This is a genomic window from Actinokineospora alba (assembly GCF_004362515.1).
GTDB lineage: Bacteria > Actinomycetota > Actinomycetes > Mycobacteriales > Pseudonocardiaceae > Actinokineospora > Actinokineospora alba.
Genome location: NZ_SNXU01000001.1, coordinates 6,249,828 through 6,272,709 on the forward strand (window position 1 = coordinate 6,249,828; position 22,882 = coordinate 6,272,709).

Genomic DNA, 22,882 nt, shown 5'->3' on the forward strand with positions numbered 1-22,882 from the left:
GATGAATCGGATGGAAGTTCATATGGCAGTGGAACGAACGGCGATCAACCCGGTGGCGTGGTCTGTGGCGATGGGCTTCAACCAGGGCGAGGTCGTCTCCGGGCACACCCGCACCCTGTACTGCTCCGGGCAGACCGCGATGAGCGGCGACGGCGAACCCCAGCACGACGGTGACATGGCGGCGCAGGTGGCGCTGAGCCTGGACAACCTGGAGGCCGTGCTCGGCGAGGCGGGCATGTCGCTGGCGAACCTGGTCCGGCTCAACGTCTACACCACCGACGTCGACCTGCTTTTCCAGCACTACGGCGTGCTGGCGGCGCGGTTGGGCGCCGCCCGGGTGGCGCCGACCACCACGATGCTCGGCGTGACCCGGCTGGCGATCCCCGGCCAGCTGGTGGAGCTGGAGGGAACCGCCGTCGCGTGAGTGACCCACGTCGGCCGCCGCCCGCACCGGGGCTGTCCCGGTGCGGGCGGCGGGGAATCCGGTTACCAGCCCCAGATCTGGATGGGGAAGGTGGTCTTGCCGGTGGCACCGGAAGTGTTGGTGGCAGTGACCGTGACCGTGAAGGCACCCGACGCTCCGGGCGTGCCGTTGATCTGGCCCGAGGAGGAAATCGTCAGGCCGGCAGGCAGCCCGGTCGCCCGGAAGGTGACCGGTGTGCTGTCGCTGGACGCCGCCTTGATCTGCCAGGACACCGGCCAGCCGCGGAAGGCCGTCAGGGTGCCGGGGTTGGTGACGGTGACCGTGCCGGTGGGCGGCTTCGGGACAGCCGCGACCGTCTTGGCCGCGTCCGCCAGGCCCGCGCCACACCCTGGTGGGCAGCCCGCTGGCAGCGGGCGGGCGTTGGCCTTCATGATCGACTGGATCTGACTGGGGGTGAGCTTGGGATTCTTGGCCAGCATCAGCGCGGCCAGGGCGGCGATGTGCGGCGCGGCGAAGCTGGTGCCGCTGCCCGCGCGGTACCCCTCGGCGCCGGGGGTGGTCGTCGAGGTGTTGGTGGTCGACCAGATACCGCTACCGGGGGCGGTGATGCTCACCCCGCCGCCATAGTTCGAGTACGACGCCTTCGCCCCGTTCGAGTCGCTGGCGGCCACGCTGATCACACCGTTGCAGCCGCTGGGCGAGTGATTGGTCGCGTCGACGTTCGAGTTGCCCGCGGACGCGACCACGGTGGTACCCCGGGAGAGGGCGCCGTCGATGGCGTTCTGGGTCGACGTGTTGCATCGGCTGCCCCAGCCCAGACTCATGCTGATCACCTTGGCCGGACGGGGATTCGCCGGTACACCGGGTACCGCGCCACCGGAGGCCCAGGTGATCGCGTCGAGGATGTCGCCACCCACCGCGCCGCACGAGCCGAAGACCCGGATCGACTGGATGCTGACCCGCGGGGCGACCCCGGCGATTCCTTTGGCGTTGTTGCCGATCGCGCCGATGATGCCGGCCACCATGGTGCCGTGCCAGCCCGATTTCCCGGCCTTGTGGCCCGTCCCGCAGTGGCCGTCGGTAAACCAGGTGCCCTCGTCGGTGGGGTCGCTGTCGCGACCGTCGCCGTCACCTGCCCGGCTCTTGTCACCGACGAAGTCGTACCCCGGGCCGCTGTTGGCGGCCAGGTCCGAGTGCTTGGTGATGCCGGAGTCGATCACCGCGACCGTGACGCCCGCACCCGTGGACACCGGCCAGGCGGCGGGCACGTTCATGCCTGCCGAGGTGGCGGCCAGGTTCCACTGCTTGGGGTAGTAGGTGTCATTCGGGTCGGCATCGGGCGTGAACACCGGCTCACGTTCGACCGCGGCCACCTCGGGATCGGCTGCGAACGCGTCCCGCAGCTCACGGATCGCGCGGGCGTCCGCGGCAGCTCCCAGGTCGACCAGCGCGGCCCCGGTGCCCAGCCGCCGGACCAGCTTCGCGTCGTGCCGCATCCGAGCCGCCAGCGCCGCGACCTGTGCGCCGGCGTCGGCGTCCACCGACGCCGCACGGGCACCGGACTTGTACGTCACGATCAACCGGTTGGTCACGGCCGATCGGTCATCACCGACCCGCGAAACCGCCGGCGACGCATCGGGCCGGGCAGCAGCCTGCCCCAAAGTCACCATTGTTATTCCAGTGACCGAAGAGACGGTCAGAATTGCCGCCAAGCCGGTCCTCATTAGCCGAGACGCCATTTCCAAAGCCTTTCCCGGGAACCTTCGATGCCAGCCGAACACCCAGCCGGCCAGGGGAAACTAGCAAGGGGAAAGGCAGCTGTACACCCACGGAGAAGGCAACGTTCGATATTCGATGCGATTTGTCGGAATTGCGTTCAAGTCAATTGGTAAAAATACGTAACCCATACTGAGATCGGCCTACCGGAGGTAGACCCGCAGGCCCTCGATCATCAGTCCCAGCCCGAAGTCGAACAGGTCCTCGCCGCTGCCGGCGAAGGCGTCCTCGGACAGCGCGGCCATCATGGGGTACTTGCCGGTGGCCAGGGCCTTCTCCAGGATCGGCGCCTGCGTTGTCCAGAACTCCTCGTCGGTGACGCCGGTCCGCTCCTCGGCGCGCTTGGCGTTGACCTGCGAGCGGGCGCAGCTGCTGACGAACCCGTCGACGAGCACCAGGATGTTGACCTTCTTCTGGTCCGACAGCGCCATCCCGCTCAGCCCGCTCAGGGCGTGTTCGATGCCGGCGAGCTGGTTCGGGCCGAGCACCGGGCGGGCCTGGTCGACCTGCAGCATCCACGGGTGGCGCAGGTAGAGGTCCATCGCGCCGCGCGCGTAGCGCTCCATCGCGGTCTGCCAGTCGGTCGCGGGCTCGGCGTCGGACTCGGGGATGACGCAGACGCTGTCGAGCATCAGGTCGAGCAGTTCGGCCTTGCCGGGCACGTAGCGGTACAGCGACATCACGCCCGCGCCGAGTTCGCTGGAGATCCGCCGCATCGACACCGCCTCCAGCCCGTCGGCGTCGGCGATGGCCACGGCGGCGGCGACGATGCGCTCCAGGGAGAGGCCGGGCTTGCGGCCCCGTCCGGGTTTGTCGGCGTAGTCCCACAGCAGCTCCAGGCTGCGGTTCAGGTCGCCGCTGCCGCTGTGTTCCATCGTCATCCAGTGCTCCCGACAAATTGATGGGTACACCGTACCCATATTCGGGTACGGTGTACCCATGCCTGGTGAAGAGTATGCCGTCCTCGCGGAGGACTTGCAGAAGCGATATGGGGAGAAGCGCGCGCTCGACGGTCTCGACCTGACGGTGCGGCGCGGTGAGGTGCACGGGCTACTGGGGCCCAACGGCGCGGGGAAGACGACGGCGGTGCGCATCCTGGCGACACTGCTGCGGATGGACGGGGGCCGCGCGGTGGTCGCCGGACACGATGTGGCGCGCGAGCCCGCGCTGGTGCGTCGCAGCATCGGCCTGGCGGGTCAGTTCGCCGCGGTGGACGAGATTTTGTCCGGTCGGCAGAACCTGGAGATGTTCGGCCGCCTGTTCCATCTGGGCGGGCGCGCGGCGAAGGCCAGAGCGAAGGAGTTGCTGGTCCAGTTCGACCTGGAGGAGGCGGCCGAGAAGACGGTCAAGGACTACAGCGGGGGCATGCGCAGGCGGCTGGACCTGGCCGCGAGCATGATCCTGGCGCCGGAGGTGATGTTTCTCGACGAGCCCACCACGGGGCTGGACCCGCGTGGCCGCAACGAGGTGTGGCAAGCAGTGCGGGCGCTGGTCGCGGAGGGCACGACGGTGCTGCTGACGACGCAGTACCTGGAGGAAGCCGATCAGCTCGCGGACCGGGTGGCGGTGATCGACCGCGGCCGGACGATCGCCGACGACACCCCGGACGCGCTCAAGCGGGACATCGGGGACCGCATCGAGGTGGTGGTCCGGGAGGCAGGTGATTTGCCGAAGGCGGCGAGCATCGTGGCTCGGGCGTCCTCGGCGGAGCCGACTGTGGACCAGGACGAGCGCACGGTGCAGGCCCCGGTGCAGGACCGGGTTGCGGCGCTGACCGAGGTGGCTCGGGCGCTCGCCGACGCGGGGGTGCGGGTGGAGGACATCGGTTTGCGCAGGCCGACGCTGGATGAGGTGTTCCTGCGCCTGACCGGGCATCGGACGGAAGAGACCGAGGAGGCGGCGCGATGACCACGGCTTTGGACAACCAGCATCGCCCGACCCAGCGCCGAGACGGCGGCGCGGCGGCCATCGTCGGCAGGCAGGCCGTTCACGAGCGCCAGAGCAATTCCGAGGAGGGGGGCCGATGACTACCGCTGTGGAAGCACCCAAAGGCAAGCTCTACTGGGCCGTCGCCGACTGCTTCACGATCGTGCGCCGGGACCTCAGCCACCTGATCCGGCAGCCCTCGCTGTTCGCGTGGCAGCTTGGGTTTCCGATCGTCTCGGTGCTGCTGTTCGTCTACGTGTTCGGCAGTGCGATGGATGTCGGGGCCGCCGACTACAAGAGTTTCGCGATGCCCGGCATGTTCGCGATGACCATGGCCTTCGGGTTCATGAACACCGCCTACCAGGTCGCCATCGACAAGGAACGTGGGATCACCGACCGGTTCCGCTCGATGCCGATGGCGCAGTCCGCCGTCGTCACCGGGCGCGGGGTGTCCGACCTGCTCAGCGCGACCATCGACCTGGTGGTGCTGGCGGCCATCGCGCTGGTGGTCGGGTGGCGGTCGAACGGGTCGTTCATGGCGACCCTGTCGGCGTTCGCTTTGCTGCTGTTGCTGCGGTTCGCGCTGATCTGGATCGGGGTGTTCCTCGGTCTGCTGGTGCCGAACGTGGAGGCGGCGGGCAGCCTGTTCGCCGTGGCGTTCCCGTTCGGGATGATCTCCAGTGTCTTCACGCCGCCGCACCTCATGCCGGACTGGCTCGGGGCGATCGCGATGTGGAACCCGGTGTCCTCCACGGCGAACGCGGTGCGTGAGCTGTTCGGCAACCCGGTGCCCAGCGGCGGCAGCTGGATCGAGGAGAACGCGATGCTGATGGCGGTCGTGTGGCCGCTGGTGATCACCGTGGCGTTCCTGCCGTTGGCGGTGCGGAAGTTCCAGCGGCTGGGTCGCTGATCTGGGTCAAGCAGAAGGGGTGCCCGGCCGGGTCGGCGAACACTCGCCAAGTGTCCCCGACCGGCTGGGCCTCCGGCTTGGTCGCGCGAGCCGCGCTGGGTGCACAACTCCCAGCACGCACAATGCGCTGACCTGAACAACTTCCGGCCTCCTACCCGTTCGTGATCAATGTGGAGGGACGGGGAACGGTACTGTTCGGCAATGGGCGGTACGCAGGTGCGACCGGCACGGGTCGGGAATCTTCCCGTCGAGCTGACCAGCCTGGTGGGTCGCGACCGGGAGGTGTCCGACGTCCGGCGGCTGCTCGACGCCGGGCGGCTGCTGACCTTGACCGGCCCTGGTGGAGTGGGCAAGACGCGGCTCGCCTTGCGGGTCGCGGACGCGCTGGGCCGCCGGTTCGACGGGCAGGTGTGGCTGGCCGAGCTGGCGGAGCTGTCCGACCCCGCCCTGCTGCCGCACACGGTCGCCGCGGCGCTCGACGTGCCCGATCCCGGCGGTGGCGACGCGACCGACGCGGTCTTGGAGTTCCTGTCCGGCAAGCGCCTGTTGCTGGTGCTGGACAACTGTGAGCACCTTCTCGACGCGGTGGCCGACCTGGTGAGCCTCATCCTGAAGGACGCGCCGGAGGTGACCGTGCTGGCCACGGGCCGGGAGCCCCTGGGGATGCCCGGCGAGGTGAGCTTCCCGGTCCCGCCGCTGCCGGTGCCGGAACCTGACTCGGCGTCGTCGGTGGCGGCGGTGCTCGGCTACGACGGCGTGAAGCTGCTGGTCGAGCGCGCCCAGGCGGTCGTGCCGAGCTTCCAGGTCGATGAGGCCAACTTCGCTGCGGTGGCGCGGTTGTGCGCGGAGTTGGACGGCATCCCGCTGGCGATCGAGCTCGCCGCGGTGCGGTTGCGGTCGTTGTCGGTCCAGGACGTCGTCGATCGGCTCGGCGACCGCTACCGGCTGCTGAGCAGGGGACGCCGGGGCAGTCCGGCGCGGCATCAGACGCTGTGGGCCACGATCGAGTGGAGCTATGAGCTGTGCACGGCGACCGAGCAGGCGCTGTGGGCGCGGGCCGCGCTGTTCGCGGGCGGGTTCGATCTCGAAGCGGCCGAAGCGGTGCCCACCGGGGACGACCTGCCCGCGGCCGAGGTGCTCGACGTGCTGGCGTCACTGGTGGACAAGTCGATCCTGGTCCGCGAGGCATCCGGCGAGCGCACCCGGTACGTCATGCTGGAAACGTTGCGCGACTTCGGTATGCGCCGCCTCACCGACTCCGAGCGGACAGCGGTGCGGCGCAGGCACCGCGACTTCTACACCGGGTTGGCCCTGTGGTCCCGGGAGGAATGGCGGCGCGGCGGATCGAAGACCGCCATGGCCCGGCTGCGGCCGGAGCGGGGCAACCTGCGCGCCGCGCTCGAGTTCAGCCTCACCGAACCGGGTGAGGCTCCCGCGGGCCTGCGCCTGGCCGCCACCCTGGACTACTACTGGATAACGGCCGCCGCCGTCGAGGGCGCACAGTGGCTGGACCGGATGCTGGCGGCAGCCAAGCCCACCCCGAACCTCGACCGGATCGACGCGTTGCACACGCGCGCCTGGCTCCCCATCGCCCCCGGCAGCGGCGTGCCGCCGCCGCGCGAACTCCTCGCCGAAGCCATGCGGATCGCTGACGAGACACCCGATGCCTGGCTGTGGCGCGTCAGAATCCTGCGGTCCCAGGCTGCCCTGAGCCTGAGCGCCGACCGGGTCGCCGAAGCCGTGGCGCAGTTGGTCGAGGCCGCGGACATTCTCCGCAGTGCTGTCCCCGCCTCGGAGCAAGAGCGGGAGAACATCGAGTTCCTGCGGCTGGTGACCCAGAGCGTCCTCGGCCATGGTTATTGCATGACCGGCGACTACGCGAAGGCTGAACCCGTGCTGCGCGAGGGCATCGCGGCAGCGGCCGACCGCGGCAACGTCGATCTGCTCGCCAACATGACCTGGAACCTGGGCATGGTCCTGCTCGAACGCGGCGAGGTCGCCGAGTCCGCCGACCTGGCCCTGCGCAGCCTGAGCGCGGCCCGCGAGCTCGGCCATCCCCCGCGGACCTTCGACGCGTTGCAGTTGCTGGCCTCCATCGCCACCGCGCAGGGCGACCACACCCGCGCGGCGCGGCTGTTCGGCGCGGCCGACGACCTGGTATCCGACGTCGCCGCGATGTCGCTGTCCGAGTGGGAGCAGGCGATCAGCAGCCGCGACCGCGACCGCGCGCGCCAAGCCTTGGGCGAGAAGGACTACGACGACGCCTACCAGTGCGGCGCGCGGCTCGAAACCGACGAGGCCATCGCCCTGGCCACGGTGGGGAAAGTCCCCGAAACAGGCAAGCCGCTCACCAGACGGCAAGCCGAGATCGCCGACCTCGTCGCCGAGGGCCTGACCAACCGCCAGATCGCCCACCGGCTCGTGATCTCGGTGCGCACCGCGGAGACCCACGTCGACCACGTCCTGACCAGACTCGGCTTCGCCAACCGCTCCCAGCTCGCCGCGTGGGTCACGGGCCGAAAAGCCGCGCCCGACGCTGAACCGCCGTCATAGCCGCTCGACCACTCGCGCGAGTTGATCGGTGGTGGCGCCCCAGCCCTCGGCGAAGCCCAGCTCGGCGTGCAGGGCGCGGGTGGCGGGGTCGCCGTGGCGGACGGTGATCCGGTAGTCGGTGCCGTCCGGGTGGTCGAGCAGGACGATCTCCGCGGTCATCGCGATCGGCGTGGGACTCGCGGGCCGCAGGGCGCTGTCGATCGCGTTGGTGAACACGATCCGCTCGTAGTCGTCCACCACGAGGAAGCACCCGTCCAGATGCGGGACGAACGCGTCGCCGTCGTCGCTCATCAGCGTGACGAACGCACCGCCGGGCCGGGCGTCGAGACGCTCGACGCGGCAGCGGGCCGGGGCGGGAACCCACCACTGCGCCAGTTTGGCCGGATCGGTCGGCCAGCCAGTCCTCCACGAGCGCGAACCGCTCCTGGTTGAGCTCGCAGGTGCGTACCCGGCCGGACTTCGCCGTGCGGATCAGGCCGTTCGACTCGAGCACCCGCACGTGCTTCATGAACGACGGCAAGGTCATGGTGGTCTCGCCCGCGAGGTCGCCGACACTCGCGGGCCCGCGACCGAGTCGCCGGACCACCGCGCGCGTGGGCAGGAGTCAACCAGCCGCGATCAAGACCTTGGCCGCAGCAGCGTCAGTGACAAGCGTGGTGATAACACCAGAATTGAGAGCCGCGCGAATAGCGACCGTCTTGTGCTCACCCGCCGCAACAGCAATCACATCGGAAACCTCACGGAGTTCGTCGATCGTGATCCCGATAGTGCGGTCGGCGAAGTCAGGAACCGGGTTCCCCTCCCCGTCCAACATGCGACCACAGACATCAGCCCGAACCCCATGACGACGCAACGCGGCGCTTTCGGTCGGAGGCAAGGAATCCGACAACAGCGAGTCGGGAGGCTGCCAGGAGCCGATAGCAACCACCGCTTTCGTCAAAGCGCCATATCTCTTCAGTGCGTCGGCGACCTGTGGCTGTTTACGCAGGCTCCGAACAGTCGCCGGACCATCAACGATGAGAGGAGCGTAGATAGGATATGCCGGGCCACGCGCCAGACTCGCCAACCGCCGGACGAGTTCTACGGAGTTCTCGCCAAGGCCGCCCGTGTGGACACCGCTGAGCTGGACCACCGTCAGCTTGGGCAGTTCAGTCAGGGCGCGGGCCATTTCGTGGAGGGTGCGGGAGCAAGCCAGGCCCACCACATCACCCTCGTGGAGGATCTCGGTGAGGTGGGTTGCCGCGAGCCTGCCCACCCGCTCGCGTGCCGACGCCGCGGGGCCGTCCGCCGCGACGATCGCGTCCTTGAGGCCGAACCGCGACCGCAGGCGGTCCGACAGGTCCGCGTCAATGTCGTCGGGGACGGTGATCTCGATGCGGACCAGGCCCGCTGCCTGGGCATCAGCCAGCATGCGGGCGACTTTGAAGCGGCTGAGACCGAACTCCTCCGCGATGTCTACTTTAGACACACCGTCGATGTAGTACCGACGGGCGATGCCTGCCGCACGGATCAGCTCCGCCGGGCGTAACCGCTCCACCGTCCCAACCCCTCTGCTCAGATGAGCACGCTCATGCACATCTTTGCACATCGGCTTGACGTATGACTGCCGTCACAAGTGTACTGAACTCCGCTCACATGCAAGTTCTCCCGCTCACATGAGCACGGTGGTGGAGGTTAGGTCGATGACGACACCGGCATTAGACGACTTGAAACACGTGCCGGGCACCGGCATCAGAGCCCGGGTCCAGCGGTTCGGGGCCCAGCTCGCGGGCATGATCATGCCCAATATCGCCGCGTTCATCGCGTGGGGACTGATCACCGCGCTGTTCATCCCGGCAGGCTGGCTGCCCAACGAGACACTGGCCAAGCTCGTCGGGCCGATGATCACCGTGCTGCTGCCGGTGCTCATCGGCTACACCGGCGGCAGGCTGGTGCACGGACAGCGCGGTGCGGTGGTCGGTGCCGTCGCGACGATCGGCGTGGTGGTCGGCACCGACGTGCCCATGTTCCTCGGCGCGATGCTCATCGGGCCGCTGACGGCATACCTGCTCAAACTGGTCGACGACTATCTCGCGGGCCGCACCAAGGCCGGGTTCGAGATGCTGGTCGCGAACTTCAGCGCGGGCATCCTCGGCGGGGCGATGGCGGTCGCGGGCGCGCTCGGGGTCGGCCCGGTAGTCCAGACGCTGACGAAGGCCGCGGGCAGCGGGGTCGACGCGCTGGTGAGCAGCAACCTGCTGCCCCTGGTGTCGATCATTGTGGAACCGGCCAAGGTCCTGTTCCTCAACAACGCGCTCAACCACGGCGTGCTGGCCCCGCTCGGCGTGCAGCAGGTGACCGAGACCGGCAAGTCCGTGCTGTTCATGATCGAGACCAACCCTGGTCCCGGCCTCGGCATCCTCATCGCCTACCTGCTCTTCGGCCCGCGGCTGCTGCGCCCGTCGGTGCCCGGCGCGATGGTCATCCACTTCCTCGGGGGCATCCACGAGATCTACTTCCCGTACGTGCTCATGAAGCCGCGGCTCATCCTGGCCGCCATCGCGGGCGGCGCGGCCGGTGTCGGCACCTCGCTGGCCACCGGCGCGGGCCTGGTCGCCACCCCGTCGCCGGGCAGCATCTTCGCCTACCTCGCGGTGACGCCCAAGGGCGGCTACTTCGGTGTCCTCGCCGCGATCGTGGTCGCCACCGGAGTCTCCTTCGTCGTGGCAGCCGCGCTCCTCGGCTTCGGCCGATCGTCAGCCGAGCAGGCGGCGGACAGCCCACCCGAGACCGTGCCCGACGCCGGACCCGCCCACGCGATCGAGGGCAAGGGCGTGACCGGGATCGTCGTCGCGTGCGACGCGGGGATGGGCAGCAGCGTGATGCTGGCGGGCCAGCTGACCAAGCGGCTCAAGCCCTACGGCGTGAGCGTCACCCACAAGTCGATCAACGAGATCCCCGCGGGCACCGAGCTCGTGCTGACCCACACCGACCTCGCCGCGCGGGCACGGCAGGTCGCGCCTGGCGCGGTGGTCGTGGAGTTCACGTCCTTCCTCGGCGACCCGGCGTTCGACCGGGTCGAGGCCGCCATCCGCGAAGGCGGCGAGATCCGTGGCTGATGTCCTCGCGAGGAACGGCATACGGCTCGGCCTGACCGCGGCCGACAAGTGGGACGCCATCGCCCAGTCCGGTGCGCTGCTCGACGAGCTCGGCGCCGTCGACCCCGGCTACGCCCAGACCATGGTCGACCGCGAGCGCTCCGTCACCACCTATATCGGCGAAGGCGTCGCGATCCCGCACGGGACCGACGCCGCCCGGGCCCTGGTCCGGCGCACCACGCTCGGGGTTCTCCAGTTCCCGGACGGCGTCGACTGGAACGGCAACACGGTGACCATCTGCGTCGCCATCGCGGCCAAGGGAGACGAGCACGTCGCGGTGCTCTCCGCGCTCGCCCGAATCCTGATGGAACCGGACCAGGCCCACACCCTGCGCACCTCGTCCACCGCGGACGACGTGTACGACCTGTTGCACTCGATCGGAAAGGGTATCGACGAATGAGGGTCGCTCGCTTCTACGCACCGGGAGACCTGCGGCTGCAGGACGTGCCGGAGCCGACTCCCACGGCAGCCGAGGTCAAGATCCGGGTGCGCAACTGCTCCACGTGCGGGACCGACGTGAAGATCTTCAACCACGGCCACCAGAACCTCTCGCCGCCGCGGGTCATCGGCCACGAGATCGCCGGTGAGGTGGTCGAGGTCGGGTCCGAAGTGGAGGGATGGGCGGCAGGCGACCGCGTGCAGGTGATCGCCGCGGTGCCGTGCGGGATCTGCTACGAGTGCAGCCGCGGCCGGATGACGGTCTGCCCGGACCAGACGTCGGTCGGCTACCAGTACGACGGCGGGTTCGCCGAGTACCTCATCGTGCCGGAGGCGGTGCTGCGGGTCGACGGGCTCAACCGCATCCCGGACGGCGTGAGCTTCGCCGAGGCATCGGTGGCCGAGCCGCTGGCCTGCGTGATCAACGGGCAGATGCTCGCCGGGGTGGGCACGGGCGACGTCGTGGTGGTGGTCGGCGCCGGGCCGATCGGATGCCTGCACGTGCGGCTCGCGCGCGCCCGCGGCGCTCGGCAGGTGTTCCTCGCGGACCTGAACAGGGGCAGGCTCGACATGTCCGCCGCCGTCGTGCGGCCGGACGCGGCCATCTGCGGGTCCGAAGTGGACATCGCCGACGAGGTGCTGAAGCTGACCGACGGCCGCGGCGCGGACGTGGTGATCACCGCGGCCGCGTCCGGTGCCGCCCAGCAGGACGCGCTGCAGATGACCGCGCGGGGCGGTCGGATCAGCTTCTTCGGCGGCCTGCCCAAGACCGCGCCGACCATCACCCTGGACTCCAACCTGGTGCACTACCGCGAACTCGCCATCGTGGGAGCCAACGGCTCCAGCCCCGCCGACAACCGGGACGCGCTCGACCTCATCGCCTCCGGCGGCGTGCCCGTGCTCGACCTGATCACCCACCGGCTGCCGCTGTCGCAGGTGTCGGAGGCGATCAGGATCGTGGCGGCGGGGGAAGGGATCAAGGTCACCATCGAGCCGTGACCAGTCCGCCTCACGGTCCCCTTAGGCGGCGGTCGAATGTCCATCACAGTGGTCGGGTCTCGGCGATAGGGTGCGGGCTGGGGGTTACCCCGGCCCGCACCCGCCCGAAGGGAATCCATGTCCGCGAACCCGCGCAAGACCCGGCTCGCCGCCTACGTGATCTGTGTCGACGACGGCAAGGTGCTGCTCTCGCGCTGGGTCAGCCCGAAAGGCCCGGTGTGGATGCTGCCCGGCGGCGGGGTCGACTTCGGCGAGCACCCGATGGACGGCGCGATCCGCGAGGTCGAAGAGGAAACCGGGTATATCGCCGAAATCGACACCCTGCTCGGCATCGACACGATCGTGCGACCGGACTTCCACGGCGTGCGCGTGATCTACGAGGGACGGGTCGTCGGCGGGGAACTGCGGTTCGAGGTCGGCGGCAGCTCGGACATGGCCGCCTGGTTCGACCTCGACGAGGTCGCCGACCTGGTCCACGCCGAGATGCTCGACACCGCACTGGCCCTGCTGCGCACCCGACCGGCGACGGGTCGACTGGCCAGTTGAGTTTCCGGGGGTGAAATCTCGTCCCCGATCGGGCAATGGCTGATCACCGTGTCCCCTGGTGAGATGATCAGATGACCAAGCACGACACCGCCAGGGACCGCGCGATCGGCAGCCTGTTCGCCGAACTGCGCGCGGCAGCCGAAATGAGCACCTCGGTCGCGGCCGAGAAGGCGGGCTTCTCCAACGCCAGCCTGAATCGGATGGAGAACGGCATCCGCCCGACCAGCCCCGAATCCGCCGCCGCCCTCTTGACCGTCTACGCCGTCCCCAAACTTGAACGCAAACGCATCCTCACACTGATCAGCAGCCCACTGTCACCGACCTGGTGGAGCCTGCTCTCCGCCATCCGCGTGACCAAGCAGCCCATCCTGGCGGCGTTCGAAGCGCAGGCCACCTGGATCTCGCACGTCAACATGGTTCGAATACCCGGCTTGCTGCAAACCCCCAGCTACATCCGCACTTTGGTGCACGCCGTCGGAATCGGCGGCGAGGAAGCCGAGCATGGCATCAAGGCTCGGTTGGAGCGGCAGGCAGTTCTCCGGAAGCCACGAGCGCCCAAGTACCTCGCCATGCTGGACGAGTCCGCCCTTCGGCGGATCGTCGGAAGCGCCCAGGTGATGGCCGAACAGGTCCAGCACCTCGCCGACCTAGCAGAACTGCCACACATCGACATTCGTGTGGCCCCCTTCGATCTGCCCAGGTGGGAAGGTTCCGACAGCAACTACGGCCTCCTGCAATTCAGCAAGGCGCCGACAGTGCTGCACTTCGATACCTCGGTCATGATCTTCACTGATGACCCTGGTGAAGTCGGGAAGTGTCACGCAAGTCTGGATAAGATGCTCGGAGAAGCACTGAGTTCAGCCGAATCGGTGAAGTTCCTCCGCCGCGTGGCCCTCGAATACCGACGAAGGTGAAACACGATGGATCTTGATCACGCACGGTGGCGCAAGTCCAGCCGCAGCACTGGCGACACGGAAACAGAGTGTGTCGAGGTCGCGTTCGTGCCGGGGACCGTGGGTGTGCGGGATTCCAAGAAGCCTGAGGCGGGCGCGCTGGTCGTCTCCGAGCGAGCCTGGCGATCGGCCCTAGTCAGCTTCCGCTGAGCGTGGAGTTCATCGAGGCCGTGCGAGCCGGGTTGGCCGAGGTCGGCGACCCGGCGCGGGCACCCGAGATGCAGCGCTACATGAAGTCCGACATGCCCTTCCGCGGCGTCCCCAAGCCCGAGCGGACGGCACTGGTCCGCACCCTGTTCGCCGAGCACGTCTTCACCGACCGCGCCGACTGGATCGCCGCCGTCACCGAACTCTGGCGCGACGCCACGTACCGCGAGGAGCGCTACGTCGCCCTCGACCTGCTCGCCCACAAGCGTTACACCCCCTGGAACGGCCTCGACCTACTCCCCCTCTACGAGGAAATGATCGTCACCGGGGCCTGGTGGGACTTCGTCGACGAGCTCGCTGCCCGCCGAGTCGGCCCGCTGGTACTCGCCCACCCCGACGTCCTCACCCCCACCATGCGCGCCTGGGCCACCGACCCGGACCGCTGGAAGCGCCGCACCTCAGTCCTCTGCCAGCTCAAGGCCCGCGACGCCACCGACACCGACCTGCTGACCGACACCATCGAGTCCACACTGGACGACCCGGACTTCTTCCTGCGCAAGGCGATCGGGTGGGCGCTGCGCGAGTACGCGAAAACCGACCCGGGCTGGGTGCGCCACTTCGTCGAAACCCACCCCGAGCTGTCACCCCTGTCCCGCCGTGAGGCGCTCAAACACCTCTGACCTCACTTCACGGACAAGGCCGTTTCACTGCGAAGCGCCCGCAGCGTGTCGAGTTCACGATCCAGGTCGCGCCGCTTGGCTTCGAGGCGCTCGACTTCCTGGGCGAGCAACCGCTCCATGACTCCGGTGCGCTCCTCAGGTGGGGCCTCCAGGCACGGGAGCAACTCGTTGATGGTGGCGCTGGACAGGCCGGCCGCGAACAGGTGCTGGATCATGACCACCCGCTCGACCATGGCGCTGTCGAAGTCGCGCCACCCGCCCGGCGTGCGCTCGGAGCGGATCAGCCCGTGCTCCTCGTAGTACCGCAGGGACCGGGTGCTGACCCCGCTCGCGTCCGCCAGTTCACCGATGCGCATGGACCCAGTCTTGCACTTGACACCGGTGTGAGGTTCCACGATGGCAGGGCACCCGCGTGACCCACCTCAAGGACTGGACACCCGCCATGCACTGGCTGTACCTCGGCATCGCCGTGATCTTCGAGATCACCGTCGCCATCTCCGCGGGCAAAGCCCACGGCTTCACCCGACCCGCCTGGACCGCCGCCACGCTGGTCAGCGGCGGTATCGCCACCTACTTCCTCAGCCTGGCGCTGCTCACCTTCGACGTCGGCGTCGGCTACGCGATCTGGACCTCCGTGGCAGGCGTCGGGATCGTCGTCCTCGGCGCGCTGCTGCTCGGCGAGCGGGTCGGCTGGCGCAAGCTCCTCGGCATCGCCGCCGTCATCGTCGGCGTCGTCGGCCTGCAGCTCAGCGGGGCGGCGTGATGACCCGCGCCTGGCTCGCGCTCCTGCTCGCCGGAGCCTTCGAGATCGGCTACGCCCTGTCCGTCGGGGGCAGCCAGGGCTTCACCGTGCTGTCCTGGTCGCTCGTGGCGGTCGTGTTCTTCCTGCTGACCCTGTTCGCCCTCAGCCTCGCCCTGCGCACCATCGACGTGGGCATCGGCTACGCCGTCTGGGCAGGCATCGGCGCCGTCGGAGCCGCCCTGCTCGGCCCCCTCTTCTTCAGCGAAACCCTCACGCCGGTCAAGGCGTTCTGGCTCGCCGTGATCATCGCGGGCGTCGTCTGGCTCAAGCTTTCCGACCGGACGGCACCCGACTAGGGGTGTCCGGGCCGGAACACCGTCCGCGTCCAGTCGCCCGCGTTGTCCGACGCTGCCCGCACGCCCGGTGTGGGCTGCGGGTGCGGGTCGCACTTGCTGTCGGACACCCGGCCCGGCTCGCGTCGCGGGAGTTCGCCGGTGGCCAGGTAGTCGGCCACCTGGTTGTCGACGCAGAGGTTGCCGAACAGGCTCGACGAGTGGGTGGTGCCGCCGACGCCCTCGATCAGGGCCGAGTTCGGGAAGCGGTCGCGGACCTCAAGCGCGCCCTCGAACGACGTGGCGCCGTCCAGGGTCTCGCTGATCAGCAGCACCGGCGGCGCCTTCGAGCCGTCGACCTCGATGGGCTTGCCCGGCTTTCCCGCCCAATGCACGCAAGGCGCGTTGTACCAGGCGTTGCTCCACGTCTCGAACGGCGCGGTCGCGTAGATCCGCCAGTTGTCGGCCCGCCAGCGGTCCCAGTTCGTCGGCCACGGCGCGTCCGTGCACTGGACGCCCAGGTACATCGCGTAACTGTTGTCCGACCCCGGTTTCTGACTGTTGATCCCATCCCAGAGCGCCTTGATCCCGGCGATGTCGCCCGCACCACGGTACTTCGAGTACGCGGACGCCAGATCCGTCCAGCCGTACACGAAATACGCGGCCCGCAGGAACACGTCCGCCAACTCGTCCGGGCCGATCACCCCACCGGCGGGCGTCTGCCGCAGCTTCTCCAACTCGGCGTAGTACCCGGCCTCGATCGCCCGCCCGTCGGTGCCCAGGTGGTACGCATCATCGTGCTTGGCGAGCCAGTCGAAGTAGATCTTGATGTTCCGGTCGAACGCCACGTCCTGGTTGAGATTGAGCTGGTACCAGACGCTTCGCGGGTCGACCACGCCGTCGAGGACCATCCGGCGCACCCGCTCGGGGAACAGCGTCGAGTAGACCTGGCCGAGGTAGCTGCCGTAGGAGTACCCGTAGAAGTTGAGCTTCTCCTCGCCGAGCGCCGCACGCAGGAGGTCCATGTCCTGGACCGTGTCGACCGTGCGCAGGTGCCCCAGCAGGTCGCCGCCCGCGGCCTCGCAGGCCTTGGCATACCCCTTGGACCGGTCGAGCCACGTCTGTTCGAGGTCACGCGACACCGGCACGTAGTACGGCCGGTTGTACGTGAAATACCCGCTGTCGCACGACAGCGAGGGCTCACTCGCCCCGACCCCACGCGGGTCGAGACCCACCCAGTCGTAGGCCTTCCCCGCGCCGTTCGGCACCCGCTCGCCCAGCACGGCCAAGCCGAGCCCGGCGCCGCCGGGTCCGCCCGGGTTGATCAGCATGACGCCCTGGTACTGGTCCGCGGGCACCGTCGCCTTGATCCGCGACACCGCGAGCTTGATCTTCGCGCCTGCCGGATCCGCGTGGTTCAGCGGGACTTCGAGCTTCCCGCATTCCGCCCCACGCAACACCAACTCCGGACGCTCGCACGGACCCCAGACGATCGGCTCCTGGGACGCGCCCACAGTCGGCGTCAGAAGGACGGTTCCCGCCACGACACCCACAGCCGCGGCGGCGGCCACGATCTTCCTCACAGTGCCCCTTAGATCATGTCCGGTCGACGAACCGGATCACCCGATGCTGCCCGGTGCGGCTCCACAGGGGAACCGCACCGCGCCGCGTTCTCGGTGGGGACTGGAGAAAACACTCAGCCGTCGTGGGCCATTGGTGTCACGCGCGCAGCGCGGCGCCGAAACGCTCGGCCGCCGTAGCCACCGCAGCATCCCGCGCCGCTGTCGCCTCGTCCACTTTCAGCGTGCGGTCCGCCGCGCGGAAGCGCAGCGAGTACGCCAGCGACCGCTTGCCCTCGCCGACCTGCTCACCGGTGTACACGTCGAACAGGCTCAGGTCTTCGAGCAGCTCGCCGCCGCCCGCACGCAACGCGTCGGACAGCTCCTCGGCGGGCACCTCGTCGTCGACGACCAGCGCCACGTCGAGCAGCACCGGCGGGTACGGCGAGACGCGCGGCACGGGCCTGCGCTCGGTCAGCGGCAGCGCGTCCAAGTCGATCTCCATCGCGCAGGTGCGCGCGGGAAGACCCATCGCCTCGGTGACCTTCGGGTGCAGCTCACCCGCGTGCCCGACGGGGAACCCGCCGACGCGCAGCTGCGCGCACCGACCCGGGTGCCACGGGGCCAGGTCGGCCTTGTGGACGGTCAGCTCGACCCCGGCGGCCCGGGCGACGGTCTTGGCCGCCTCGACCGCGTCGGCCCAGCTCGCCTGCTCGCCCTTGCCCCACCAGCCCGCGCGCTGCCGGTGGCCCGCGAGGACCACGGCGACGTGCGCGGGCTGCACCGGCAGGGTGCCGTTGAGCTGGAGGAGGTCCTCGTCACTGGGCCTGCCCTCGACGCCCACCTCGGGCATCGGGACCCGCTCGGTGCGCGGCAGCACGACCTGTCCGATGTGGAAGATCGCGACGTCCTTCGCGCCACGGGAGACGTTGCGCGACAACACATCGAGCATCCCCGGCAGCAGCGTTGACGCCAGCTCGGCGCGGTCGGCCTCCAGCGGGTTGCTCACCGACAGGGTGCGCCTGCGGATGTCGTCCTCCGCGAGACCCAACTGGTCCCAGACCGTCTTGGCGACGAACGGGAACGGCAGCACCTCGACGTAGCCCGCCTCGGCGAGCGAACGGGAGACAGCGCGCTGACGCCGCTGCTTCGGGCTCAGGCCCTGACCGGCGGGCGCGGGCGGCAGCACCGACGGGATCGTGTCGTAACCCTGCAGGCGCAGCACCTCCTCCACCAGGTCGGCGGGCTGGGTGAGGTCGGCGCGCCACGTCGGCGGGTGCACGGTGACGCTCGGCTTGCCGTCCTCGCCGGTGCCGAAGTCGACCAGGCAGCCGATCTGCTGCAGTCGGGAGACCGTGACGCCGCGGTCGTAGCGGATGCCCGCCACGCGGTCGGGCAGGTCCATGGCCATGGTGAGGGCCGCGGGCGCGGTCGGGTTGCCCACGTCGGTGCGGCCGGGCTGGATGCTGCCTTCGCCGTGCTCGCGGAGCAGGCGCGCTGCCCGCTCCAGCGCGGCGGGCGGCAGCGCCGGGTCGACCACGCGCTCGAAGCGCTTGGACGCCTCACTCGGCAGCTTGTGCCTGCGTACCGCGCGGGCGATGGAAGCCGGGTCCCAGATGGCCGCTTCGAGCAGGATGTCGGTGGACTCGGCGCTGACCTCGGTGCTCGCGCCGCCCATGACACCGGCGAGCGAAATCGGGCCGGTCTGGTCGCACACGACGATGTCGTCGGGGTCGAGCGTGCGGGTCACGTCGTCGAGGGTGACCAGCTTCTCCCCCGCCTTCGCCCGGCGGATCGAGAGACCGCCCTTGAGCTTGGTGGTGTCGAAGGCGTGCATCGGCTGGCCCATCTCGAGCATCACGTAGTTGGTGATGTCGACGGCCAGCGAGATCGAGCGGATGCCCGCGAGCATCAGCCTGCGGTGGATCCACCACGGCGTCGGCGCGGTCGGGTCGACACCGGTGACGCGGCGGACCACGAACCGGGCGCAGCCGTCGGAGTCCTCGATGGTGACCGGCACGGACTCGGAGTCGGCCTCGGGCACCTCGATGGCGGCCGGGTCGATCATCCGCAGGTCGAACGCGCAGGCCAGCTCACGGGCCAGGCCGCGCACCGAGAAGCAGTAGCCGCGGTCGGGGGTCAGGGCCAGCTCGATGACCTTGTCGGTCAGGCCGAGCAGGTCGATCGCGTCGTCGCCGGGGGCGGTCTCGCCGGTGGGCAGGACCATGATCCCGGCGTGGTCGTCGCCCAGGTTCAGCTCCCGCGCGGAGCAGATCATGCCCTTGCTGACGCGGCCGTAGGTCTCGCGCGCGGTGATCTTGAAGTCGCCGGGCAGGACGGCGCCGGGCAGCGCGACGACGACCAAGTCGCCCTCGACGAAGTTGGTCGCACCGCAGATGACCTGCGTGGACGCCGGAAGCGCGTCCGGGTCGTCGGAGTCGACGTCTTCGGGGTCGCCAAGCTCGACGGTGACGAAGCGGATGGGCTTCTTGAACTCGGTGAGCTCCTCGATCTCGGCCACCCGGCCGACCACGAGCGGACCGGTGACCGGCCCGAGCGTGCTGATCTCCTCCACCTCCATGCCGACCCGGACGAACGCGTCCGCGATCTGCTCGGCGGTGAGGTCCCGGTGTTCCTCGGTGAGCTCAAGCTGCTGGATGAGCCAGCTGACGGGGATCCTCAACTACGCCTCCGTGCCGAAGGGAAGGGTGAACCGGACATCGCCCTCGACCATGTCGCGCATGTCGGGGATGCCGTTGCGGAACTGGAGAGTGCGTTCCAGGCCCATGCCGAACGCGAAACCGGAGTAGACCTCCGGGTCGACGCCGCAGGCGCGCAGGACGTTGGGGTTGACCATGCCGCAGCCACCCCACTCGATCCAGCCGGGGCCGCCCTTCTTCTCGGCGAACCACACGTCGAGCTCCGCGGAGGGCTCGGTGAACGGGAAGTACGACGGGCGCAGCCGGACCCGCGCGTCGGGGCCGAACATGGCCCGGGCGAACGCGTCGAGCGTGCCCTTGAGGTGGGCCATCGTCAGGCCCTTGTCGACGGCGAGGCCCTCGACCTGGTGGAACACCGGCGTGTGCGTCGCGTCCAGGGCGTCGGTGCGGTAGACCCGGCCGGGGCAGACGACGTAGACCGGCAGCTCACGACCCAGCAGCGAGCGGATCTGCACCGGCGAGGTGTGTGTGCGCAGCACCAGGCCCGAGTTCTCCGGGGCCACGTAGAACGTGTCCTGCATGGTGCGCGCGGGGTGGTCCTTCTTGAAGTTCAGCGCGTCGAAGTTGAACCACTCGGTCTCGACCTCGGGGCCCTCGGCCACCTCGTAGCCCATGCCGACGAACACGTCGGCGACCCGCTCGGACAGCGTGGTCAGCGGGTGGCGGGCGCCCCTGGGGGTGCGGTCCCACGGCAGCGTGACGTCGACGCCCTCCTCGCGGAGCACGTGCTCGTCACGCTCGGCTTGTAAGACCGCGCGGCGCTCGTCGAAGGCGGCGTTGATCAGGACCTGGGCCTCGTTGACCCGCTTGCCCGCCTCGGAACGCGCCTTGGGAGGCAGCGCGCCGATCTCGCGGCGGGCCTGCAGGAGGGGGGACTTGTCACCCAGGTGGGCGGGCTTCACCGCGGCGAGCGCGTCGAGGTCGGCGGCGGCGGAGAACTCCTCGCGCGCCTTCTCGACAGCGGCCTGCAGGGTCTCCGGTGAGAGCGCCGCGACCTCTTTGGGGTCGTACGGGTCGTTGGCTCCGGACATGGTTGGTGGACAGCTCCCGAGGTCCTGTGATGGCCGAGCGGTACACCCGATCGGCCGGGTGAGCAGCTTGATCCTAGGCGATGGAGGTCGAGCGTCCCCATCGAGTTACCTCGGGGACATCTTCACCACCGAATGTCACAGACCTAGGTCTCAGGACACCTGTACTGTCACAGCGCCCGCGCTCCCTATCGCTGTTGAGGTTCCGTCTTGGCCCAGACCTTCGGTGTGAACCTGCGCGGCGTCATCGATCTGCTCAGCCACCACCTCTACAGCAGCCCCCGGGTCTACCTGCGCGAACTGCTCCAGAACGCGGTCGACGCGGTCACCGCGCGCAGGCTCGCCGACCCCTCGGCGCCCGGTCGGATCCTGATCGAGTCCACCGAGCGGACCGGCAACGGCACCCTGCGGATAACGGACACGGGGATCGGCCTCGACGAGTCCGAGGTGCACTCCCTGCTGTCCACCCTGGGCGGCACGTCCAAGCGCGACGAGCTCGGGTTCGCCCGGCAGGACTTCCTCGGGCAGTTCGGCGTGGGGCTGCTGTCCTGTTTCCTGGTCGCCGACGAGGTGCGGCTGGTGAGCCGTTCGGCCAACGGCAGCCCGGCGGTGCGCTGGGTCGCCCACGGCGACGGCACCTACGAGGTCGAGGTCGACGACACCGCCCGCGCCGAGGTCGGCACGACGGTGGAGCTGGTCCCCCGGCGCGACTGCGACCACTGGGCCGAGTACGACACGGTGGCGATGCTGGCCGCCGAGTTCGGGTCGCTGCTGCCGGTGGAGGTCCGGGTCGCCGGGCCGAACGGGCAGGTGCTGGTCACCGAGGACGAGCTGCCGTGGACCCGCCGCAAGGACGAGTCGGTCGCCCAGCACCACGAGCGGCTGGCCGAGTACTGCCGCGAGACGATGGGCTTCGAGCCGTTCGACGTGGTGCCGCTGGAGTTCGGCGCGGTCGGGCTGACCGGGGCGGCGTTCGTGCTGCCCGCGGGCGCCAACCCGGGGACCCGGCAGGCGCACCGGGTGTACCTCAAGCGGATGCTCGTGGGCACGTCGATCGAGGGCCTGCTGCCCGACTGGGCGTACTTCGTCCGGTGCGTGGTCGACACGTCGGCGCTGCGCCCGACAGCGAGCCGCGAGTCCCTCTATGAGGACGAGACGCTCCTCGCCGTGCGCGACGCGCTGGGCACGCGGCTGCGTGACTGGCTGCTGCGGCTGGACGCGACCGAGCCAGAGCGGGCGGGCGCGATGCTCGCCGCGCACCAGCTCGGCATCAAGTCCGTCGCGCTGATCGACGACGAGCTGCTGCGCCTGGCCGAGCGCTGGGTGCCGTTCGAGACGACCCGCGGCACGATGCCGCTGCGCCAGTTCCGCCGCGGCCACGCCACGGTGCTCTACACCCCCGACGTCGACGAGTTCCGCCAGCTCGCGCCGGTGGCCCGCGCCCAGGGCATCGGCCTGGTCAACGCCGGCTACGCCTACGACACGGAGCTGCTCAAGCGCCTGGCCACCCTCGACGGCGCCAACACCGCCCGCCGGGTGGAGCCCTCGGAGCTGCTGGCCGCCCTCGGCCGCCCCAGCGCCCAGGTCGCGGCGGCGATGAAGCGGACCATGTCGGTGGCGGCCAAGGTCCTCGACAGCCACGACTGCGAACCCATGCTGCGCGACTTCGACCCGGTGTCGCTGCCCGCGCTGCTGGTGGCCGACGCGGGAGGAGCGCGCAGGCGCGACGCCGCCGACGCCCGGGAGACCGCCGACCCGCTGTGGCAGGACCTGCTCGGCAGGCTGGTGGACGCCGACTCGGGCGCGGCCCAGCAGTTGGTCTTGAACACGCGCAACCCGCTGGTGGCCCGCCTGGCAGGCATCGACGACCCGACGCTGCTGGAAACGGCCGTGCTCGCGTTGTATGTCCACGCCGTGCTGCAGTCGCACCGCCCGCTGCGCCCCAAGGACACCGCGACGCTCAACGGGTCCTTCCTGGACTTGCTGGACCGCGCGATCGGCGACTGAGAGCA

At 69.6% G+C, this 22,882-nt stretch carries 22 protein-coding genes; 14 read left to right on the forward strand and 8 right to left on the reverse strand.

Annotated elements, in window-relative coordinates; translation table 11 throughout:
- The first annotated feature begins 28 nt into the window (after window positions 1-28).
- On the forward strand, window positions 29-424 hold the full coding sequence (locus tag C8E96_RS28455; protein WP_228770271.1) for a RidA family protein: 396 nt from the start codon (window positions 29-31) through the stop codon (window positions 422-424).
- A gap of 62 nt (window positions 425-486) precedes the next feature.
- On the opposite strand, the gene C8E96_RS28460 is transcribed toward C8E96_RS28455, so the two are convergent.
- Window positions 487-2,016: a S8 family serine peptidase gene (locus tag C8E96_RS28460; protein WP_166658143.1), complete on the reverse strand. Its 1,530-nt coding sequence runs from the start codon at window positions 2,014-2,016 to the stop codon at window positions 487-489.
- A 327-nt stretch (window positions 2,017-2,343) separates the two neighbouring features.
- Complete coding sequence (locus C8E96_RS28465; RefSeq protein WP_091383249.1) at window positions 2,344-3,081, reverse strand: TetR/AcrR family transcriptional regulator; 738 nt, start codon at window positions 3,079-3,081, stop codon at window positions 2,344-2,346.
- 58 nt (window positions 3,082-3,139) lie between these two features.
- Here C8E96_RS28465 and C8E96_RS28470 point away from each other — a divergent pair, with 58 nt between their 5' ends.
- From C8E96_RS28470 to C8E96_RS28480, 3 genes are all read left to right on the forward strand, one after another.
- Window positions 3,140-4,108 carry an ATP-binding cassette domain-containing protein gene (locus C8E96_RS28470; RefSeq protein ID WP_091383248.1) on the forward strand — a complete coding sequence of 323 codons (969 nt, stop codon included), beginning with the start codon at window positions 3,140-3,142 and terminating at the stop codon, window positions 4,106-4,108.
- A 115-nt stretch (window positions 4,109-4,223) separates the two neighbouring features.
- Entirely contained in the window at window positions 4,224-5,036 is an 813-nt protein-coding gene (locus tag C8E96_RS28475) for an ABC transporter permease (protein ID WP_091383247.1), read from the forward strand.
- A 201-nt stretch (window positions 5,037-5,237) separates the two neighbouring features.
- Complete coding sequence (locus C8E96_RS28480; protein WP_166658144.1) at window positions 5,238-7,589, forward strand: ATP-binding protein; 2,352 nt, start codon at window positions 5,238-5,240, stop codon at window positions 7,587-7,589.
- On the opposite strand, the gene C8E96_RS28485 is transcribed toward C8E96_RS28480, so the two are convergent.
- A complete protein-coding gene (locus tag C8E96_RS28485) occupies window positions 7,584-7,964 on the reverse strand; it encodes an SRPBCC domain-containing protein (protein WP_091383245.1) in 381 nt (126 codons plus the stop codon). The genes C8E96_RS28480 and C8E96_RS28485 overlap by 6 nt on opposite strands.
- 229 nt (window positions 7,965-8,193) lie before the next feature.
- On the reverse strand, window positions 8,194-9,126 hold the full coding sequence (locus tag C8E96_RS28495) for a sugar-binding transcriptional regulator (protein ID WP_228770260.1): 933 nt from the start codon (window positions 9,124-9,126) through the stop codon (window positions 8,194-8,196).
- Window positions 9,127-9,271: 145 nt separating this feature from the next.
- Between C8E96_RS28495 and C8E96_RS28500 the strand changes: the two genes are divergently transcribed.
- From C8E96_RS28500 to C8E96_RS28530, 7 genes are all read left to right on the forward strand, one after another.
- Window positions 9,272-10,687, forward strand: a complete 1,416-nt coding sequence (locus C8E96_RS28500; RefSeq protein WP_091383243.1) for a PTS mannitol transporter subunit IICB — start codon at window positions 9,272-9,274, stop codon at window positions 10,685-10,687.
- On the forward strand, window positions 10,680-11,126 hold the full coding sequence (locus C8E96_RS28505) for a PTS sugar transporter subunit IIA (protein ID WP_091383242.1): 447 nt from the start codon (window positions 10,680-10,682) through the stop codon (window positions 11,124-11,126). The genes C8E96_RS28500 and C8E96_RS28505 overlap by 8 nt, the downstream gene beginning before the upstream one ends.
- On the forward strand, window positions 11,123-12,163 hold the full coding sequence (locus C8E96_RS28510; protein WP_091383241.1) for a zinc-dependent dehydrogenase: 1,041 nt from the start codon (window positions 11,123-11,125) through the stop codon (window positions 12,161-12,163). The genes C8E96_RS28505 and C8E96_RS28510 overlap by 4 nt, the downstream gene beginning before the upstream one ends.
- A 117-nt stretch (window positions 12,164-12,280) precedes the next feature.
- On the forward strand, window positions 12,281-12,709 hold the full coding sequence (locus C8E96_RS28515; RefSeq protein ID WP_091383240.1) for an NUDIX hydrolase: 429 nt from the start codon (window positions 12,281-12,283) through the stop codon (window positions 12,707-12,709).
- A 71-nt stretch (window positions 12,710-12,780) separates the two neighbouring features.
- The gene (locus C8E96_RS28520) at window positions 12,781-13,623 is read left to right on the forward strand and encodes a helix-turn-helix domain-containing protein (RefSeq protein WP_091383239.1); all 843 of its coding nucleotides are present in this window, start codon (window positions 12,781-12,783) and stop codon (window positions 13,621-13,623) included.
- 6 nt (window positions 13,624-13,629) lie between these two features.
- Window positions 13,630-13,812 (forward strand): DUF397 domain-containing protein, encoded by a 183-nt coding sequence (locus C8E96_RS28525; RefSeq protein ID WP_091383238.1) that lies wholly within the window; start codon window positions 13,630-13,632, stop codon window positions 13,810-13,812.
- 2 nt (window positions 13,813-13,814) lie between these two features.
- Entirely contained in the window at window positions 13,815-14,489 is a 675-nt protein-coding gene (locus tag C8E96_RS28530) for a DNA alkylation repair protein (RefSeq protein WP_228770259.1), read from the forward strand.
- A 2-nt stretch (window positions 14,490-14,491) separates the two neighbouring features.
- Here the strand turns inward: C8E96_RS28530 and C8E96_RS28535 are convergent, their stop codons facing one another.
- Window positions 14,492-14,845: a MerR family transcriptional regulator gene (locus tag C8E96_RS28535; protein WP_091383236.1), complete on the reverse strand. Its 354-nt coding sequence runs from the start codon at window positions 14,843-14,845 to the stop codon at window positions 14,492-14,494.
- Between the two features lie 56 nt (window positions 14,846-14,901).
- On the opposite strand from C8E96_RS28535, the gene C8E96_RS28540 reads away from it, so the two are divergent.
- Entirely contained in the window at window positions 14,902-15,252 is a 351-nt protein-coding gene (locus C8E96_RS28540) for a DMT family transporter (protein WP_228770258.1), read from the forward strand.
- Window positions 15,252-15,587, forward strand: a complete 336-nt coding sequence (locus C8E96_RS28545) for a DMT family transporter (protein WP_091383235.1) — start codon at window positions 15,252-15,254, stop codon at window positions 15,585-15,587. Before C8E96_RS28540 ends, C8E96_RS28545 begins: the two co-directional genes overlap by 1 nt.
- On the opposite strand, the gene C8E96_RS28550 is transcribed toward C8E96_RS28545, so the two are convergent.
- From C8E96_RS28550 to pheS, 3 genes are all read right to left on the reverse strand, one after another.
- Window positions 15,584-17,146 (reverse strand): alpha/beta hydrolase, encoded by a 1,563-nt coding sequence (locus C8E96_RS28550; protein ID WP_091383234.1) that lies wholly within the window; start codon window positions 17,144-17,146, stop codon window positions 15,584-15,586. The genes C8E96_RS28545 and C8E96_RS28550 overlap by 4 nt on opposite strands.
- A 136-nt stretch (window positions 17,147-17,282) precedes the next feature.
- On the reverse strand, window positions 17,283-19,805 hold the full coding sequence (gene pheT, locus C8E96_RS28555) for a phenylalanine--tRNA ligase subunit beta (RefSeq protein ID WP_091383233.1): 2,523 nt from the start codon (window positions 19,803-19,805) through the stop codon (window positions 17,283-17,285).
- Window positions 19,806-20,873: a phenylalanine--tRNA ligase subunit alpha gene (pheS, locus tag C8E96_RS28560; RefSeq protein ID WP_091383232.1), complete on the reverse strand. Its 1,068-nt coding sequence runs from the start codon at window positions 20,871-20,873 to the stop codon at window positions 19,806-19,808.
- Between the two features lie 207 nt (window positions 20,874-21,080).
- Here pheS and C8E96_RS28565 point away from each other — a divergent pair, with 207 nt between their 5' ends.
- Window positions 21,081-22,877 (forward strand): HSP90 family protein, encoded by a 1,797-nt coding sequence (locus C8E96_RS28565; RefSeq protein WP_091383231.1) that lies wholly within the window; start codon window positions 21,081-21,083, stop codon window positions 22,875-22,877.
- The last annotated feature ends 5 nt before the right edge of the window (window positions 22,878-22,882 follow it).

Coding starts and splice junctions, on each gene's coding strand:
- C8E96_RS28500 (WP_091383243.1), top strand. CDS start 9,272: ATGACGACACCGGCATTAGACGACTTGAAACACGTGCCGGGCACCGGC.
- C8E96_RS28515 (WP_091383240.1), top strand. CDS start 12,281: ATGTCCGCGAACCCGCGCAAGACCCGGCTCGCCGCCTACGTGATCTGT.
- C8E96_RS28520 (WP_091383239.1), top strand. CDS start 12,781: ATGACCAAGCACGACACCGCCAGGGACCGCGCGATCGGCAGCCTGTTC.
- C8E96_RS28535 (WP_091383236.1), bottom strand. CDS start 14,845: ATGCGCATCGGTGAACTGGCGGACGCGAGCGGGGTCAGCACCCGGTCC.
- C8E96_RS28470 (WP_091383248.1), top strand. CDS start 3,140: ATGCCTGGTGAAGAGTATGCCGTCCTCGCGGAGGACTTGCAGAAGCGA.
- pheS (WP_091383232.1), bottom strand. CDS start 20,873: ATGTCCGGAGCCAACGACCCGTACGACCCCAAAGAGGTCGCGGCGCTC.
- C8E96_RS28525 (WP_091383238.1), top strand. CDS start 13,630: ATGGATCTTGATCACGCACGGTGGCGCAAGTCCAGCCGCAGCACTGGC.
- C8E96_RS28545 (WP_091383235.1), top strand. CDS start 15,252: ATGACCCGCGCCTGGCTCGCGCTCCTGCTCGCCGGAGCCTTCGAGATC.
- C8E96_RS28510 (WP_091383241.1), top strand. CDS start 11,123: ATGAGGGTCGCTCGCTTCTACGCACCGGGAGACCTGCGGCTGCAGGAC.
- C8E96_RS28475 (WP_091383247.1), top strand. CDS start 4,224: ATGACTACCGCTGTGGAAGCACCCAAAGGCAAGCTCTACTGGGCCGTC.
- C8E96_RS28480 (WP_166658144.1), top strand. CDS start 5,238: ATGGGCGGTACGCAGGTGCGACCGGCACGGGTCGGGAATCTTCCCGTC.
- C8E96_RS28465 (WP_091383249.1), bottom strand. CDS start 3,081: ATGACGATGGAACACAGCGGCAGCGGCGACCTGAACCGCAGCCTGGAG.